The sequence below is a fragment of the Maribacter sedimenticola genome (assembly GCF_900188415.1).
GTDB lineage: Bacteria > Bacteroidota > Bacteroidia > Flavobacteriales > Flavobacteriaceae > Maribacter > Maribacter sedimenticola.
The window spans coordinates 627,525-643,220 of the sequence record NZ_FZNV01000002.1; the positions used below are offsets into that span (position 1 = coordinate 627,525).

The window sequence follows — 15,696 nt, forward strand, 5'->3', positions numbered from 1 at the left end:
GGGTTTTTTGTTTTGACGTAACTTTCCATAAGTGAAAGAACACGAAATTGTTATCATAGGTGGTGGATTGGCCGGTTTGACCGTTGCGATACATTTGGCGCAAGAAGGTATGGACGTAGCAGTTATGGAAGCCAATATATATCCGCACCACAAGGTGTGCGGGGAATATGTGTCCAAGGAAATAGCACCTTATCTGGGCAGGTTGGGTATTGATCTCCATAACGCAGGTGCGGTAGATATAAAAAGACTTCAGCTTTCAACCGTAAAAGGTGATTTATTGCAGACCAATTTGGACCTAGGGGGATACGGAATCAGTAGATATACCTTGGATAATTTATTGTATAAGAGGGCCAAAGCTTTAGGTGTTCATTTCTATTTTGAAAAAGTAGTTCAATGTAATTTTAGGGAAAATGCCTTTATTATAACCACGAATACCAGAGCGTATACGTCCAAATTGGCTATAGGTGCCTATGGTAAACGTTCTTTATTGGACAAAAGCCTTAAACGGAATTTTAGTTTAATGAAGCACGGTTGGTTGGCGGTAAAAGGTCATTATACCTGGAATGATTTTCCATCGGATGTTGTGGGTCTTCATAATTTTGAAGGAGGGTACGGCGGACTATCAACAACGGAGCTAGGTCACATTAACTTTTGCTATTTGGTACATTATAACAGTTTTAAGCGCTATAAGGATGTACAGGAGTTCAATAACCATGTGGTGGCGCAAAATAAGTATTTAAAGCAATTTTTGGAAGAGGCAACTCCAATTTTTGAACAACCAATGACCATTGCCCAAATTTCATTTTCCAAAAAGGAGGTAGTTGTAGATCATCTATTAATGTGTGGCGATACGGCTGGACTAATTCATCCGTTGTGCGGTAATGGTATGGCCATGGCGGTTCATAGTGCAAAAATTGTGGCCGAGTTAATTGTGGCCTATAAAAATGATTCGGCATACGATCGCACACAATTGGAACAAGAATATATAAAAGCTTGGTCCGCAAATTTTGGAAAGCGTATATGGATGGGTAGAAAATTACAGTCTATATTAATGCACGATAAGTGGGTTTCGTTAGGAATTCGCACTATAGGAAAGTCTCCCCGTGTCTTAAATTATATTATTTCTAAAACACATGGTAAACTAGTGCATTGATGAAGGATTTTTCTAAAAGAAGTACGGAGATTGAAATTATGGATCACTATAAAGGGTCCATAGAGTCACTACAAGCCATTTTAAATGATATCAATAGGGTAAATCGATTATTAGGAGGATACGCTATAACCTTAAATGCTGTATTTCAGTTAATTGAAGAAAAAAGAAAAGAATCGTATACGATTTTGGATATGGGCTGTGCAGAAGGTACGATGCTAAGAAAACTCGCTTTGGCCGCTAGAAAGCGAAAGATTAAGGTTCAATTGATAGGGGTGGACCTTAATGCACAAAGTTTGGAATTGGCTCGGCGAAATTCGGTTGAATTTCCGGAAATTAGGTATATGCAACGTGATATTTTATCCGCGGAATTTTTACCAGCGCAATTTGATATTGTAATGACCACCTTGACCCTTCATCATTTTAACGATGTGGAAATTGTTAGATTTTTAAAAAGGTTTGTTTCATTGGCTTCCATAGGTGTAGTCATTAATGATTTACAAAGAAATCCACTTGCATACTATTTGTTCAAGGTGTTCGGGCTATTTTTTATTAAGACGGAAATTGCCCAAAAGGATGGACTTTTATCTATTCTGAGGGCTTTTAAAAGGAGGGAACTAATGGGGTATGCGCATCAAGTTGATGGGGCGGATCATTATATTAAATGGAAATGGGCCTTCAGGTATCTGTGGATTTTAAAAAAGAAGTAGTAGATTAGGGTAAGAATGGCTATGAATTATACAAGAATTGTTAGTGTCACCAAAGAATTGCCCAAATATTATAGGGAGACAAAAGAAATACTACCCTTAGTGGAGTTCTGGTTAAGCGGTCAGGAAGAACGTTTTACCAGAAAGGTAATTAAGATATTTGAGGGTGCGGCCGTGGATAAACGTTATTCCATAATGCCGCCCGAAGAGGTTTTTTCAGCAACCACTTTTGAGGATAAAAATAGGATTTACGTACGGGAGGTTAAACGTATGGGCGAAAATGTGCTCAGAAATGCCCTGCATAAAAGCAAATGGCAGGCAGATTCCTTGGATTATATCATTACGGTAAGTTGTACGGGTATCATGATTCCGTCTTTGGATGCTTATCTCATTAATGCGTTGGGTTTAAGAAAGGATGTCGTAAGGCTTCCGGTAACTGAAATGGGTTGTGCCGCTGGAGTGTCCGGGCTTATATATGCTCATAATTTCCTTAAATCCAATCCGGGAAAACGTATTGCATTGATATCCGTTGAAAGTCCTACCGCTACTTTTCAACTGAATGATTTTTCCATGGCCAATATGGTTAGTGCGGCCATATTTGGTGATGGTGCGGCATGTGTTCTGTTATCATCGGAGGAACATGCAGTAGGGCCCAAGATCGTAGGAGAGGAAATGTACCATTTTAAGGATGCCACCCATATGATGGGTTTTGATTTGACCAATCACGGATTAAAAATGATACTTGATCCTGCAGTACCCGAAACCATTGCCAATCATTTTGAAGATATTGTGCATCCCTTTTTAAAAAAATATAAAACCTCTATAAACGATGTGGACCATTTGATCTTTCATCCTGGGGGCAAGAAAATCGTACAGACGGTAGAATCGCTTTTTGGAGCCTTGGGTAAGAATATAGATGATACCCGTGAAGTTTTGCGATTATATGGCAATATGAGCAGTGCCACCGTATTGTATGTATTAGAGCGTTTTTTGGAAAAGCCGATACCGGTTGGGGAGCAGGGACTAATTTTAAGTTTTGGTCCTGGGTTTTCAGCACAGCGTGTATTAATAGAATGGTAATGTATTATGGGTACAACAAACAACAATAATACGTTTTGGGCCTTAATTTTAGGCGGCAGTAGTGGCCTGGGGCTTGCCACGGCCAAAAAATTGGCCGCTCATGGTTATCATGTAATTATTGTACATAGGGACAGGCGTTCGGAGTTGGAGGATATTGAAGCATCGTTTAATATGATCAGGGCTTACGGCAATAAGTTGATTACCATGAATATAGATGCCTTTAATGCGGATAAACGCACTGCGGCCGTTATAGAAATTCAGAATCTGCTTCCTCAAGGACATTGCATCAAGGTATTGGTGCATAGTGTGGCCAAAGGTACGTTGAAACCAATGTATTCGGACCAAGGGTCAACCTTGGTAAATGCGGATTTTAAGATTACGTTAGAGGCAATGGCGCTTAGCCTTTATGATTGGACCAAAGCATTATTTGCCGCAGATGTATTCGCTGCGGATACCCGTATCATTTCATTTACAAGCGAGGGCAATACTAGGGCATTGCCCAATTATGGCGCAGTTTCCGTGGCAAAAGTCGCTTTGGAAGCGTTAACGAGAAATATCGCCTTGGAATTTGCACCAATGGGAATTAAGGCCAATTGCATACAAGCGGGAGTTACCCTCACCAAATCCTTAAAAATGATACCAGGCTATGCATCCATAAAAGAACATGCCTTGGCCCGCAATCCTAATAAACGGTTGACAACACCGGAAGATGTGGCCAATGCAGTATACATGTTGACGCTTGATGAAGCAAAATGGATAACCGGCACGGTCATAAAGGTCGATGGAGGGGAAAGTTTACAGTAATGAATATAGCAAAAAGATGAGTGAACGATCATGGCAATGGGTACTGGAGGCCTTACCATATACTGAACCTTTTTTGTTTGTGGATGAACTCACGAATATACACGCCACGGGAGCGGAAGGTCGGTATCGTTTTCCACCGGATGCCTATTTTTATAAAGGACATTTTAAGGACCGTCCAGTTACGCCAGGGGTATTGTTGACGGAGTGCTGTGCGCAAATAGGTCTAGTGTCTTTGGGAATTTTTCTATTGAAGAATGAAAAGAATTTACAGCACCTGACCATTGGCATGAGCAGCACCGCAATGGAGTTTCTTAAGCCGGTTTTTCCGGGAGAGATTGTACGGGTAGTATCCGTACTGGAATATTTTAGGTTTCAGAAATTAAAATGTAGCGTAAAAATGTTTAATGAGGAGAATAATTTGGTTTGCAAGGGTACCATAGCGGGCATGATAGGTTTCAATAATGGGTAGGCGCGTAGTTATAACAGGTATGGGCGTTTGTGCCCCAAACGGTATAGGGTTAACCAATTTTACCCAATCCCTTATTCAGGGCACTAGTGGAATTACGCACCGGCCACAATTGGAAAAATTAGGTTTTGGTTGTCAAGTAGCCGGTGAGCCACCGGTAAACCAGGCCATGTTGGCCAACTATTTTACTCCATTGGAACTCCGGGGCTTAAACGCAACCGGAATTATATATGGGGTCATAGCGGGTATGGATGCGTGGGCCGATGCCGGTTTGAGTAAAAATACCACGACAATTCCAAATTGGGACCAAGGCATCATTTTTGGTACCGGTATTTTAGGGGTCGACAAGTTTAGGGAGGCCATTCATTTAATTGATGAGGGAAACGTTCGTCGGTTGGGAAGCACATCGGTCATACAGACCATGGCAAGCGGTATAAGTGCCTATTTAGGTGGATTGTTAGGGTGTGGAAATCAAGTGACGACGAATTCTGCGGCGTGTACCACAGGTACCGAAGGGGTCATCATGGCGTATGACCGCATTAGCCAAGGTAAGGCAGAACAAATTTTAACGGGTAGTTGTAGTGATAGCGGACCCTACGTTTGGGGCGGTTTTGATGCAATGCGCATACTGCCTAGGACCTATAACGATAACCCTACCCAGGCCAGTAGGCCTATGAGTGCCACTGCTGGCGGATTCATACCCGGTAGTGGTGCAGGGGCATTGGTAATGGAATCCTTGGAAAGTGCCCGGAAAAGGGGTGCAAGAATATATGCAGAAGTTTTGGGTGGAGAGCTCAATAGTGGCGGACAACTGGGCGGTGGGTCCATGACCGCACCAAATAGTATGGCGGTGCAGCGTTGTATCCGCAAGGCTATCAGCAATGCGGGTATTAGTGCTGCGGATATCGAAGTTGTTAACGGACATTTGACGGCGACATCTAAAGATGCGTTGGAAATTGAAAATTGGAGCAAGGCTTTGGGGCGTTCAGGCAAGGACTTTCCGTATATTAATTCTTTTAAGGGAACGGTTGGGCATTGTTTGGCCGCCGCCGGAAGCATAGAATGTGTGGCAAGTATATTGCAGTTTCAAGAAAATACTATTTTTAAGAACATTAACTGTAATGATCTGCATCCGGACATTGAATCTATCATCAGTGTTCAATGTGTTCCTCGGGAACCAATTTCTTATAATGCTTCAATTATTGCAAAGGCAAGTTTTGGCTTTGGAGATGTTAATGCTTGTGTCATTTTCAAATCCTACAAATCGGATATATAAACCAATCGGTATTAAAATTAGTGTATATGGAAAGGGAAGAGAAATATCAAACTTTAAAAAATATCGTAAAAGTATATTTACCTGAAGATGTGGATGTTACAGATATTAAGCAAAATAGCCACTTTATGGAAAACCTGAACATTAATTCGGCCAATTTAGTGGATATTGTATTGGATGTGGAAGATGCTTTTGATATCAGGTTAGAGAATGAGGATATGGATCAGATGCAAACGGTAAATGATGCATTGGCCATTATAGATGCAAAACTATCGCAAAAATAAGTTGTAATCAATACCTGCACTAATACATTATAACCTTAATCAGATTACTGACTATGGTGTTGTCTTCTCCTTGATCAGTACCGAGGCTAAGATACCAGATACCAATGAAATTGAAATAACCGCTAAGGATACCCATTCCGGTAATTCAATGTAATGCGAAAAGAGCATTTTAAGTCCAACAAATGCTAAGATCACCACCAGGCTATAGTTAATGTACCTAAACTTTTCAAGCATTCTTGAAATTAGAAAATACATAGACCTTAGGCCTAATATTGCTAAAATATTAGAGGTAAATACAATAAATGGGTCAGCGGTAATGGCCAAAATAGCAGGTATACTGTCCAGTGCAAAAAGAATGTCGGTCAGTTCAATAACGATTAGGGCTACAAATAGTGGCGTAGCAGCTTTAACGCCCATTCTTCTAATGAAAAAATCATGTCCGTGCATCTGGGTGGTCACGGGATAAATCTTTTTGATCTGTTTAAATACAAAGGAATTTTTTGGATCAAAATTATCATCCTCGCCCTTGAGCATATTAAATGCAGTGTATAAAAGAAAAATACCGAAAATATAGATAATCCATTCAAATTTGGTGATGAGGGCAACCCCAAAGAAAATCATCAGTGCCCTAAATACTATGGCTCCCAAAATTCCCCAAAATAGTACACGGTGTTGGTACAAAGGCGGAATCTTGAAAGAACCGAAAATTACAGCGATGACAAAAACATTGTCCACGCTCAGGGACAACTCTATCAAATACCCCGTAATATATTTTAATACGGCATTGTTAGGTGTAAGTCCGGTTGGATTTTCAATTAGTCCTGTATTGAACAACCAATAGATCACGCCGCTAAAACTTAAGGCAACGGTTACCCATATAGCGGTCCATATCCCGGCCTCCTTAGATTTTATGACATGGTCGTTCTTATGGAACACTCCAAGGTCTAAGGCTAGAAAAACAAGTACAAAGGCAATAAAAACGATCCAGACTATCATATTCAAATTTAAAAGTGGCAAAGGTACTATAAATAGTCCTTTTGAAAATTATTTTAGCAATTTCTTCACAGCTTGAGAATCAACTCAATACATTAAAAATTAATGGGATAAGATCAATCAAAATTTTCATTTAAACGTACTTTTAAAATAAATTTTTAACTGTAAAAGATAAATATGGTACAGCAAGAACACATTGAAAAGGAAAAAGTTGCGGATACGGATCATGAACTATTAAATCTATTGAAACAGCGGTATAGCCCAAGGATTTTCAGTGATCAAGAACTACGTGAAGAAGAGATGCAGACTTTGTTTGAAGCTGCTAGGTGGTCTGCCAGTTCCAATAATTGGCAACCATGGCGATTTATATATGCGCATAAAGGATCGGATACCTATGATAAAATAGCGGAATGTTTGGGAGAGTTCAATCAGTCATGGGCAACCAATGCTCCGGTACTTATGCTATCCGCCTATAAGAAAACCAATCCGGAGGGTAAGGAGAATTTTCATGCCCTGCACGATTTGGGAATGTGTTTGGGTACCATGGCCATACAAGCGGAGCATATGGGCATAGCACTGCACCATATGGCAGGTCTGGATTGGAAAAAAGCCCATAACATATTTAAAGTGCCAGAGGAGTATCATATTACTACAGGAATTGCCGTTGGTTATTACGGTGGCACGTTAAGCGATTTGCCGGAGAAATTGCAAGAGGCAGAAGTAGCCAAGCGTAAACGAAAGCCCCAGGAGGAATTTGCTTTTAAAAATGAATGGAGAACCATATAAAGTTATGGTTACATTCGCCCTTAAAAAAATTAAATTGGCTTACAACTTAAGTTTAAAAATTACCGGCAATATCGTGGATAAGAAGTATGGACGAAATGTAAACTTTTTTCGATAAACAGATAAGTTTATAGTAGAATATTGGGGTTTGTATTTTATGTATTAATTTTCTCTTAGAACACGTTATTGACATGAAAAATATAACCCTATTTGGGGTTGTGGTTGTAGGATTTTTTGTAGGAATTCATACAACGCAGGCCCAAGACACCGTAATGGTGGAATCTTACGTAAAAAAACGTACCCTATTGAACCAATTTGAGTCGGATTTTGTGCTTCCGGCCTCTAAGAGAATTGCATTAAAACAGAGTAGAATTGCGTATCAATACCACACTAAGGAAATATTGGACACCCTTGATATTTCGGACAGAAAACGAAAGCGTTTGATCGAGGAATTAAAACGCAATCCGTTTTCTGAACGAATACAAGAAGTAATAACCAATGAACAGGAGGCTAAGGAAGCAACATCTTCCGTAGCTCCGGAATAATAGTGTTTAATGCGATTGCATCTTGGCCTTACGTTTTTCCAATTGTCGTTGTAAATCTTCTACGGACGAGGCAATGGAGGCCTCAAAACTAGCGGTGGAGGATTGTGCAAACAAACGTGGCCCTGGGGCACTCAAGCGGATGTTGCATACCATACCGGTGTCTGGGGAAGAGGTGTTTTCTTTCTTAAAAAAAACATCGGATCGTACTATAAAATCGAATTTGTCCATTAATTTTTCTAATTTCTGGGCAGCCATAATCTCTAAACGATTGCTGGCTTTGACATCGTCATATTCAAAATTGATATTCATAGGTTGAAAGTTTAGTTTAAGGTACTCATTTCCGTTAATCCATACAACTAAAAAAAACTTAAAAACAATTTTCATTTAGGTTATGAATTTCTAACCCTTTTGTTTTTAAATCGTTATCTTAAAGGTGGGAAAATTAAATTTAAGTTAAAGCATGTAAAAGTCCATTTATCTTCGAGCAACTTTCTTAATTTGAACTAAAATTCCCACAAACCATTTAAATCCTTTGTGCTATGGAAAATGTTCAGGACAAATCTAAATGTTTAGGAAAATTAGAACGTTGTTATATCATCCTTCAGCATATAAGAACTAAGATAGATTCATACCTATATGAACCTTCTACCTGTGCACTTTTCGAGACTAAGGAATATCTAAAACAAAAAATAGATAAATTGATCGCTGCCAACGAGTCCTTATTGAATTACTTACGTGGAACCAATGAGTTATTGCCCGATCAATTTCAGGATGTAAATTACCATATTCAGGAGACCTTTGAACTTGAGGATGATTTTACGGACTACACCTTAAAATCCAGTAAGAACTCTTAGTACGTTATCATTTACATTAAAGTTGAGTGGAAATCTTTGGATAAGTAAATAAACCATACTTGTCCTTATTTTGAAATTTGTTAGTACTTTAGGGGAAGAACCTAAATGATCAAACAATGAAAACGTTATATCGTTTTGCATTTTGCTGCTTATTATTCAGTGTAGCAACAATACATGCGCAAACGGACAGCCTACAGAAAAAGTCATCCTTGTCCGTTGAGGAAGACGGACCAATTATGTACCAGTTTGAACCAAATTACGCAGCGGTACAATTAAAACGTAGAACGGCATTACTACAAAAGATCAGGGCGCTGGATACTTTGGATATTTCCGAAAAAAAGAGGCTTAGATTAATCAAGGCACTCTACAAGGACCTGAATTCCGAAAAGGTGCAAAAAACGATCTTAGCCGATACCCAGTTCGAGGAGGAAGAATTTTAGTATCATTTTATGTGAAGGAATCCTCAACTGGCATAATTTTAGTGGGTTATAATGCATTATCGATACTATTGAAAGCTATGGGAAGGAAAATTTTGTATTTGTTATTTTCAGCGCTTTTGTGGAATTGTTCTACAACCAAGGCACCCACAGAGGCAGAGATCAGTTCGTTGCAGGAGGTTATGCAGCATCAATCCTTTGAATTCATTGCGGAATGGGCAAACCCTATGGCTACACGTAGTCTAAATAGTATTTCCAATGCAGGTCTTTTGCCTCCTGGAAGTAATGTTACCCGTATCAATCTAATGGGCAATCCTAATTATTTAAGGGTGATGGGCGATTCTGTATCCGGTAATTTGCCCTATTATGGAGAGCGACAGTTCAATGCAGGCTATGGATCCGCTACCGGTATTGAATTTGATGGTCGAGCAAAATCGTATTCAGGGGTGTATGATGCGGACAAAAACGCATTTAAAATCCAGTTCAAGGCCAAAAACAATACCGAACAGTATACCGTTAATATGTTTGTCTACCCAAATAGAACCGCACAAGTATCGGTCACTTCATCAGACCGTTTATCCATACGTTATGAAGGTGCTATAAAGGAAATTGATAAAGATAATAATCAATAATTTAAGCAGTTCTATATAAAGTTATTATTTAATAATTATCCGTATTCGTTACAAAAGCTATTTTCTTGCTATCCGGAGACCAACTTGGAACATTGATAGTACCTTGTCCGCCATAAATATGGGCCAAAACTTTGGGTGTTCCTCCCTTAGCGGGCATAATTCTTAACATGCAATGTTTATAGAACGGATGTTGGCTAGGGTCAATATCTTTTGGAAAGGAAATGAAGACGATCCAATTTTGATCGGGACTAATATGGGGAAACCAATTGTTATAGTCATCAAAGGTCAGTTGGGTCTGTTTTTTTCCATTAGCCTTCATACGGTACAATTGCATGGTTCCGGAACGTACGGAGTTAAAATAAATATATTTGCCTTTAGCATCAAACTCAGGTCCATCATCCAAGGTAGCAAAATCCGTCAGTTGTTCTTCCTTTCCTGATTTTACATTGATTGAAAATATGTTATAAGCGCCGTTGCGTTCGCCCGTGAACAACATTTCCTTATTATTGGGAGACCACCCGTGAAAATAGGAGGCACCGACCCCTGGTTTGGTCACCATTTTAGGTAGTGAATCCCCCTGGGTAGGCAAATAGTAAAGTGCGGATTTACCCCCGTCGTCTTGGTTATGGTTGCTTATGCCCAAGAGTTTTCCGTCAAAGGTAAGTACGTGGTCATTATTGTTATGTACTGCAAATCCGGTATTTAACGGAGTTATGGTAGAAGTTTCCAACTCAAAATTATAAAGATGTCCTTTGGAATTATAAATCAATTTTTTGCCATCAACCGTCCAATTGGGAGCTTGGATAGAATGGGCGGAATGGTGGAGTATTTTTCTATGACCGCTCTCCACATCCATTAGTTCCAAATTACTGCCAATATAATCCCTATACGGGGTGTAATCTTCTGCTACGGGCTTTATAATTCTTACGTTACTAAAGGTAGCGCTCTCCAATACCTTAGGGTTGTGGGAACAGACATAGATACCTACATAAACTTCATTGTCCAACTCCATATCGGTGAGGGTCTCACTTACGAATTCCTCCCCAAATTTGGCCGTAGACATCATGTAGGTAGTTCCCCGGCGTTCCAATTGTATTATGGTGGGCGATTGTTGGTCGGACTTTAGTTCTTCGGTATTTCCTCCAACCGTTTTACGGTACTGTAAAGAGGTGAGTCCGTCCCCATGTGTGCTGGCGTTTACATGTCTGGAGTTGGTATCCAGGTTGTCCTTGATGATCCAACCGGCCTTACGGTGGGGGTCTTTTCCTTCACCGTTAAAATGTACGGTGGCCCTCACTATAAAATCACCTTGTATGGTGGTCCATAGGTATTGAAATTCATCAGCGCCAAACCACATATTCGTACCGGAACCTGTTAAGGTATAGGTCTGGTCCTTTGCATTGTAATTGGCGGTGCCTTTGATCTTTGGGTTGCCTACGGCGGTATTTCCATCAAAAATTCCAATAGTATGTTGGGCTATGGTGGTATTAAAGCATAGAAAAAGGCATACCCATATGCCTAAGGAGCAGTGTAGTTTCATAATGAACGTAATTTTGTTGGTTGTTAAGTTGACCTTTAAATATACGGTTTTAATTGCTTCAAAAATGGGGAATGGTGCTAAAGAAACGGTAGAGCTATGTACAACTACGTTCGTGAAATTGGGTCTAACTGGTGCGTAAATCGCTTAATACATGCTTATTTACGTTAAACTAAACCTAAAAGCCCAAGGTTTTGCGCTATAATTCTTTTTTGGCCTATGAGAACGATACCTTTGTTTCTTATAAAAGATAATTAGTAGAATAAAACAGTATGAGTAAAGTAAAAGCAGACGACAGAGTAGTACTTCATTACACAGGAAAATTGAGTGATGGCCAAGTCTTTGATAGTTCCGTAAACAGGGAGCCTTTGGAAGTGAAATTAGGAGAAGGTAGCTTAATCCCCGGTTTTGAAAAAGGATTGTTGGATATGGCGCCCAATGAAAAAAAGACCATCGTAATTGCCAAGGAAGAAGCCTATGGCGAAAAACGCAAGGAACTTTTTCAGACCGTAAACAAATCGGATTTACCCGAAGATTTAAAGGTAGAAGTAAATATGGCACTAATGGCCACCAATGCGGACGGTAGTGAAAAGCAACTGCGTGTTGCGGAAGTAAATGATGACAATATTGTGGTAGATGCCAATCATCCATTGGCCGGTGAGGACCTTACGTTTGAGCTAGAGCTTGTAGCCATAAAATAAATAGTATTCAATTATAGCAAAACCGTTCTGAATAGGAACGGTTTTTTTTTGTTTTCAATCGTGATTTAAAGTAAGTTCGTACAGTCCTTTTACGCGCATCGTAATGGTGCTTAAGTAAGAAGACAGTATTGAATAACCCATTTAGAACTTCCATGAAATTGACAACTATTTTCTCAATTAAAAACGCCCTTAGGTCAAGTATTAAAATATTGGTGCTACCATTGGTCATCGTAGTATGCATTGCCTGTGGGGAAACGTCTACCAATGAAGCGGAAGAGGACTGGGTAGCTATTTTTGATGGCAGCAACTATGGGGACTGGACCCCAAAATTTACCGGTGCCGCCCTTGGGGAAAACTATAGGGACCGTTTTGTGTATGATGATGGACTGTTGAGTGTCAGGTATGCTAAGACCGATACGTTCAAGGGCAATTTTGGACATTTATTTTACAAGGAAAAATTTTCGCATTATAAACTAAGGGCCACTTACAGATTTGTTGGCGATCAAATGACCAATGGTCCTGCATGGGCCTTTCGTAATAACGGACTGATGTTGCATTGTCAAGAACCGGGCACTCTAGGCCTGGACCAGGATTTTCCCATTTCGTTGGAACTGCAATTATTAGGGGGCGATGGTAACCAACCGCGCACTACGGCCAATCTATGTACCCCGGGCACCAATGTGGTTTTGAACGATAGCCTATTTACGACCCATTGCGTAAACTCCGTTTCCAATACCTATCATGGGGACCAATGGGTAACCGTGGAAGCCTTGGTTTTGGGCGATTCATTGATACAGCATAAGATGGAGGATAAAGTGGTCATGGCATATAGCTCGCCCACAATTGGCGGAGGAAATATTGCCGGCTACTTGGATTCCGCCTATAAGGAAGGAGAGGCGTTAAAGGAAGGTTACATAGCCATTCAGGCAGAATCCCATCCCATAGATTTTAAACGGATAGAGGTATTGAACCTCTGTGGATGTATGGATGAAAAGGCCAGAAATTATAAATCCTATTACATAAAACCCGATAATTCTACATGTATCTACGAATAAATTATTTTTCTACTACCATAAAGTATCTAACATACAGTTTGCTTTGTCTGGTATTCTTGAACTGTAAGGACAACAAAGACGCGAAAACTACAACTCCCGTAAAAGCCCAACCCTTGGTGCAAGAAAAGGCCGTAACATCACTTTATGAGGATTTAGAGGGCAATGCGGTATCGTTGAAGGACTATAAGGGAAAACGCATCCTAATGAACTATTGGGCCACCTGGTGCAGGCCCTGTATAGAGGAAATGCCCGATTTGCTGGAACTGCAGTCCATCCTGGAAAAGGAAAACTACGTCTTTCTACTGGCATCGGACCAATCCGTGGAAAAGATAAAAAAGTTCAGGTTGGACAGGGGCTTTGATTTTAAGTTTATAAAATACAATGGTTCATATCCAGAGAAGGACATTAGCGCCTTGCCCGTAACCTTAATTTATAATGAAGTAGGGGAGCAGGTAGCCCGTTTTGACGGCGGTATGTCATGGAACACCCAGGAAATGGTAGAACGGTTAACCAATATAAACTGATGCAAAAGGTAGTATATAGGTTGTCCTTGGTATTTTTCCTGCTATGCGTAGGATGCAAACAACAGCAGGAGCGGCCCCAAAAAAAGGAGGTGGCGCAGTTAGATCTTCAGGAAATGAAATCGCCCGCCAAGGCAATGAGCTCGCTTCCGCATATCGTATCCAATAAGGACCTGACCCTGCTTTCTTGGGTAGAGGCGGTCAACGATTCGGTCTTTACCGTTAAGTATGCCCAATTGCAGGATGGGGAATGGCAAGAGGCACAGACGATCATAACGGGTAGCGATTGGTTTGTCAATTGGGCGGATTATCCAATGATCGCGGAAAACAACGGCCATTTATGGTCCCATGTGTTAAGGAAATCCAGCAAGGGTACCTATTCCTATGATATTCAGATGAACGTAAAACCCCGTAATGCACAGGAATGGACAACTGGATTAGCGTTACATACCGATGCAACCCCTACGGAACACGGTTTTGTGAGCGTTACACCATACAAGGATGCCTTTTTCGTGAATTGGTTAGACGGTAGAAATACCATGGAAAATGAAGTAGGGGAGCGGGGGGCAATGACCTTGCGCGCCGGTGTGGTTTCCGTAGCGGGAAAATTGGTCCAGGAAGAGGAATTGGATGCAAGTACGTGCGACTGCTGCCAGACCACTTCCGCCATTACCGATAACGGGCCCGTGGTGCTGTACCGTGACCGTACCGAAGATGAAGTGCGGGATATCAGCATTGTAAGACAGGTACAGGGGCAGTGGACGGCACCAAAAACCATCCATGCCGATAATTGGGTCATAAAAGGTTGTCCCGTCAACGGACCAAAAGTGTCCGCAATGGGAAATAATTTGGTCACTGCGTGGTTTACGGCCGCACAGGAAACGCCCAGGGTACAGGTGATATTTTCCGATGATGGCGGAGAGCATTTTTCCAACCCCGTTTTAATTGCCGATGAACATGTTATGGGCCGGGTAGATGTCCTTTGGGAGGACGAGGAAACGGCCGTAGTAAGTTGGATGGAATCCGAAGCGGGAAAAGCCTCTTTCAAAGTGATGCAAGTAAATAGAAACGGAACATTATCCACACCACGGACGATAGCCGTAATGGATGGTTCACGCAAATCTGGATTCCCACAAATGGAAATAGAAGAGGGAACCCTATATTTTGCTTGGACCGATTATACAGATGATACCTCTAAGGTAAGAACGGCAAAAATGCTGGTAACGGCTTTGGCAACGGAATAAGGCATACTTAGTGGCGAAAAGGAACAAGTGTAAAGCAGGAAAATACGAAATTTGCCAGCGTTAAAAAATAATAGAAGAAATGACGGAACAGGATGAATATTTTATGAAGAGAGCCATAGCCCTCGCTGCGGAAGGAATGCAATCCAATGCAGGCGGACCCTTTGGCGCAGTGGTGGTGAAAGATGGTGAGATCATTGCCGAGGGATACAATCAAGTAACCTCTACCAATGACCCCACCGCACATGCAGAAGTAGTGGCCATACGCAAGGCCTGTAAGACCTTGAACAATTTTGAATTAACGGATTGCACCATTTATACCTCGTGCGAACCCTGCCCAATGTGCTTGGGTGCCATCTATTGGACCAGGCCTAAAATGGTATTTTTTGGATGTAACCGAGAGGACGCCGCGGCCATAGATTTTGATGACCAGTTTATTTATGATGAAATTGAAAAGGATATAGACGGGCGTCAGATAAAGTTTGTACAATTGGCCCGTAAAGAAGCCTTGACCGTCTTTAGGGACTGGGATGCCAAACAGGACAAAACTGCCTATTAGGCAAATATTTTCCGGCAAACAGCGATAAATACGGAGGCTATAAGAGATAAGCCGCGTAGCCAAAACATATTTAT

Annotated in this window: 20 protein-coding genes; 17 read left to right on the forward strand and 3 right to left on the reverse strand. The window is 41.0% G+C overall.

Annotation, left to right across the window (positions count from 1 at the left end; all coding sequences use genetic code 11):
• The first annotated feature begins 31 nt into the window (after positions 1 to 31).
• The 7 genes from CHB68_RS07775 to CHB68_RS07805 are packed head-to-tail and all read left to right on the forward strand — an operon-like array spanning position 32 to position 5,764.
• Positions 32 to 1,153 (forward strand): NAD(P)/FAD-dependent oxidoreductase, encoded by a 1,122-nt coding sequence (locus tag CHB68_RS07775; protein ID WP_089260281.1) that lies wholly within the window; start codon positions 32 to 34, stop codon positions 1,151 to 1,153.
• Positions 1,153 to 1,860 (forward strand): methyltransferase domain-containing protein, encoded by a 708-nt coding sequence (locus CHB68_RS07780; protein WP_245838874.1) that lies wholly within the window; start codon positions 1,153 to 1,155, stop codon positions 1,858 to 1,860. The genes CHB68_RS07775 and CHB68_RS07780 overlap by 1 nt, the downstream gene beginning before the upstream one ends.
• Positions 1,861 to 1,881: 21 nt before the next feature.
• Positions 1,882 to 2,937 carry a type III polyketide synthase gene (locus CHB68_RS07785; protein ID WP_089260610.1) on the forward strand — a complete coding sequence of 352 codons (1,056 nt, stop codon included), beginning with the start codon at positions 1,882 to 1,884 and terminating at the stop codon, positions 2,935 to 2,937.
• Between the two features lie 6 nt (positions 2,938 to 2,943).
• Entirely contained in the window at positions 2,944 to 3,741 is a 798-nt protein-coding gene (locus CHB68_RS07790) for an SDR family oxidoreductase (RefSeq protein ID WP_089260283.1), read from the forward strand.
• Between the two features lie 16 nt (positions 3,742 to 3,757).
• Positions 3,758 to 4,210 (forward strand): 3-hydroxyacyl-ACP dehydratase FabZ family protein, encoded by a 453-nt coding sequence (locus tag CHB68_RS07795; protein ID WP_089260284.1) that lies wholly within the window; start codon positions 3,758 to 3,760, stop codon positions 4,208 to 4,210.
• A complete protein-coding gene (locus CHB68_RS07800) occupies positions 4,203 to 5,483 on the forward strand; it encodes a beta-ketoacyl-[acyl-carrier-protein] synthase family protein (RefSeq protein ID WP_089260285.1) in 1,281 nt (426 codons plus the stop codon). Before CHB68_RS07795 ends, CHB68_RS07800 begins: the two co-directional genes overlap by 8 nt.
• A gap of 26 nt (positions 5,484 to 5,509) precedes the next feature.
• Positions 5,510 to 5,764, forward strand: coding sequence for an acyl carrier protein (locus CHB68_RS07805; protein ID WP_089260286.1), 255 nt, complete (start codon positions 5,510 to 5,512; stop codon positions 5,762 to 5,764).
• Positions 5,765 to 5,815: 51 nt separating this feature from the next.
• Here CHB68_RS07805 and CHB68_RS07810 read toward each other — a convergent pair whose 3' ends face one another.
• Positions 5,816 to 6,760, reverse strand: coding sequence for a TerC family protein (locus CHB68_RS07810; protein ID WP_089260287.1), 945 nt, complete (start codon positions 6,758 to 6,760; stop codon positions 5,816 to 5,818).
• 174 nt (positions 6,761 to 6,934) lie between these two features.
• Here CHB68_RS07810 and CHB68_RS07815 point away from each other — a divergent pair, with 174 nt between their 5' ends.
• Positions 6,935 to 7,543 (forward strand): nitroreductase family protein, encoded by a 609-nt coding sequence (locus tag CHB68_RS07815; RefSeq protein ID WP_089260288.1) that lies wholly within the window; start codon positions 6,935 to 6,937, stop codon positions 7,541 to 7,543.
• Positions 7,544 to 7,731: 188 nt separating this feature from the next.
• Positions 7,732 to 8,085: a hypothetical protein gene (locus tag CHB68_RS07820; protein ID WP_089260289.1), complete on the forward strand. Its 354-nt coding sequence runs from the start codon at positions 7,732 to 7,734 to the stop codon at positions 8,083 to 8,085.
• Positions 8,086 to 8,091: 6 nt separating this feature from the next.
• On the opposite strand, the gene CHB68_RS07825 is transcribed toward CHB68_RS07820, so the two are convergent.
• Positions 8,092 to 8,394, reverse strand: a complete 303-nt coding sequence (locus CHB68_RS07825) for an HPF/RaiA family ribosome-associated protein (protein WP_089260611.1) — start codon at positions 8,392 to 8,394, stop codon at positions 8,092 to 8,094.
• A 230-nt stretch (positions 8,395 to 8,624) separates the two neighbouring features.
• On the opposite strand from CHB68_RS07825, the gene CHB68_RS07830 reads away from it, so the two are divergent.
• From CHB68_RS07830 to CHB68_RS07840, 3 genes are all read left to right on the forward strand, one after another.
• Positions 8,625 to 8,939: a hypothetical protein gene (locus CHB68_RS07830; RefSeq protein ID WP_089260290.1), complete on the forward strand. Its 315-nt coding sequence runs from the start codon at positions 8,625 to 8,627 to the stop codon at positions 8,937 to 8,939.
• A 116-nt stretch (positions 8,940 to 9,055) separates the two neighbouring features.
• A complete protein-coding gene (locus tag CHB68_RS07835) occupies positions 9,056 to 9,379 on the forward strand; it encodes a hypothetical protein (protein WP_089260291.1) in 324 nt (107 codons plus the stop codon).
• A 77-nt stretch (positions 9,380 to 9,456) separates the two neighbouring features.
• Positions 9,457 to 10,008 (forward strand): DUF4251 domain-containing protein, encoded by a 552-nt coding sequence (locus CHB68_RS07840; RefSeq protein WP_089260292.1) that lies wholly within the window; start codon positions 9,457 to 9,459, stop codon positions 10,006 to 10,008.
• 28 nt (positions 10,009 to 10,036) lie between these two features.
• Here CHB68_RS07840 and CHB68_RS07845 read toward each other — a convergent pair whose 3' ends face one another.
• A complete protein-coding gene (locus CHB68_RS07845) occupies positions 10,037 to 11,548 on the reverse strand; it encodes a TolB family protein (RefSeq protein WP_089260293.1) in 1,512 nt (503 codons plus the stop codon).
• A 269-nt stretch (positions 11,549 to 11,817) separates the two neighbouring features.
• On the opposite strand from CHB68_RS07845, the gene CHB68_RS07850 reads away from it, so the two are divergent.
• From CHB68_RS07850 to CHB68_RS07870, 5 genes are all read left to right on the forward strand, one after another.
• Positions 11,818 to 12,246, forward strand: a complete 429-nt coding sequence (locus tag CHB68_RS07850; RefSeq protein WP_089260294.1) for an FKBP-type peptidyl-prolyl cis-trans isomerase — start codon at positions 11,818 to 11,820, stop codon at positions 12,244 to 12,246.
• Positions 12,247 to 12,398: 152 nt separating this feature from the next.
• The gene (locus CHB68_RS07855) at positions 12,399 to 13,301 is read left to right on the forward strand and encodes a 3-keto-disaccharide hydrolase (RefSeq protein WP_089260295.1); all 903 of its coding nucleotides are present in this window, start codon (positions 12,399 to 12,401) and stop codon (positions 13,299 to 13,301) included.
• Positions 13,286 to 13,825 carry a TlpA family protein disulfide reductase gene (locus CHB68_RS07860; RefSeq protein WP_245838876.1) on the forward strand — a complete coding sequence of 180 codons (540 nt, stop codon included), beginning with the start codon at positions 13,286 to 13,288 and terminating at the stop codon, positions 13,823 to 13,825. Before CHB68_RS07855 ends, CHB68_RS07860 begins: the two co-directional genes overlap by 16 nt.
• On the forward strand, positions 13,825 to 15,066 hold the full coding sequence (locus tag CHB68_RS07865; RefSeq protein ID WP_089260613.1) for a hypothetical protein: 1,242 nt from the start codon (positions 13,825 to 13,827) through the stop codon (positions 15,064 to 15,066). The genes CHB68_RS07860 and CHB68_RS07865 overlap by 1 nt, the downstream gene beginning before the upstream one ends.
• A 79-nt stretch (positions 15,067 to 15,145) precedes the next feature.
• Positions 15,146 to 15,622, forward strand: a complete 477-nt coding sequence (locus CHB68_RS07870; protein WP_089260296.1) for a nucleoside deaminase — start codon at positions 15,146 to 15,148, stop codon at positions 15,620 to 15,622.
• Positions 15,623 to 15,696: the final 74 nt, after the last annotated feature.

Excerpts from the sequence above, each read along its gene's own strand:
- CHB68_RS07860 (WP_245838876.1), top strand. The coding sequence starts at position 13,286 with ATGTATCTACGAATAAATTATTTTTCTACTACCATAAAGTATCTAACA.
- CHB68_RS07825 (WP_089260611.1), bottom strand. The coding sequence starts at position 8,394 with ATGAATATCAATTTTGAATATGACGATGTCAAAGCCAGCAATCGTTTA.
- CHB68_RS07865 (WP_089260613.1), top strand. The coding sequence starts at position 13,825 with ATGCAAAAGGTAGTATATAGGTTGTCCTTGGTATTTTTCCTGCTATGC.
- CHB68_RS07790 (WP_089260283.1), top strand. The coding sequence starts at position 2,944 with ATGGGTACAACAAACAACAATAATACGTTTTGGGCCTTAATTTTAGGC.
- CHB68_RS07780 (WP_245838874.1), top strand. The coding sequence starts at position 1,153 with ATGAAGGATTTTTCTAAAAGAAGTACGGAGATTGAAATTATGGATCAC.
- CHB68_RS07820 (WP_089260289.1), top strand. The coding sequence starts at position 7,732 with ATGAAAAATATAACCCTATTTGGGGTTGTGGTTGTAGGATTTTTTGTA.
- CHB68_RS07785 (WP_089260610.1), top strand. The coding sequence starts at position 1,882 with ATGAATTATACAAGAATTGTTAGTGTCACCAAAGAATTGCCCAAATAT.
- CHB68_RS07845 (WP_089260293.1), bottom strand. The coding sequence starts at position 11,548 with ATGAAACTACACTGCTCCTTAGGCATATGGGTATGCCTTTTTCTATGC.
- CHB68_RS07850 (WP_089260294.1), top strand. The coding sequence starts at position 11,818 with ATGAGTAAAGTAAAAGCAGACGACAGAGTAGTACTTCATTACACAGGA.
- CHB68_RS07870 (WP_089260296.1), top strand. The coding sequence starts at position 15,146 with ATGACGGAACAGGATGAATATTTTATGAAGAGAGCCATAGCCCTCGCT.
- CHB68_RS07815 (WP_089260288.1), top strand. The coding sequence starts at position 6,935 with ATGGTACAGCAAGAACACATTGAAAAGGAAAAAGTTGCGGATACGGAT.
- CHB68_RS07795 (WP_089260284.1), top strand. The coding sequence starts at position 3,758 with ATGAGTGAACGATCATGGCAATGGGTACTGGAGGCCTTACCATATACT.
- CHB68_RS07805 (WP_089260286.1), top strand. The coding sequence starts at position 5,510 with ATGGAAAGGGAAGAGAAATATCAAACTTTAAAAAATATCGTAAAAGTA.
- CHB68_RS07810 (WP_089260287.1), bottom strand. The coding sequence starts at position 6,760 with ATGATAGTCTGGATCGTTTTTATTGCCTTTGTACTTGTTTTTCTAGCC.
- CHB68_RS07835 (WP_089260291.1), top strand. The coding sequence starts at position 9,056 with ATGAAAACGTTATATCGTTTTGCATTTTGCTGCTTATTATTCAGTGTA.
- CHB68_RS07830 (WP_089260290.1), top strand. The coding sequence starts at position 8,625 with ATGGAAAATGTTCAGGACAAATCTAAATGTTTAGGAAAATTAGAACGT.
- CHB68_RS07800 (WP_089260285.1), top strand. The coding sequence starts at position 4,203 with ATGGGTAGGCGCGTAGTTATAACAGGTATGGGCGTTTGTGCCCCAAAC.
- CHB68_RS07840 (WP_089260292.1), top strand. The coding sequence starts at position 9,457 with ATGGGAAGGAAAATTTTGTATTTGTTATTTTCAGCGCTTTTGTGGAAT.
- CHB68_RS07855 (WP_089260295.1), top strand. The coding sequence starts at position 12,399 with ATGAAATTGACAACTATTTTCTCAATTAAAAACGCCCTTAGGTCAAGT.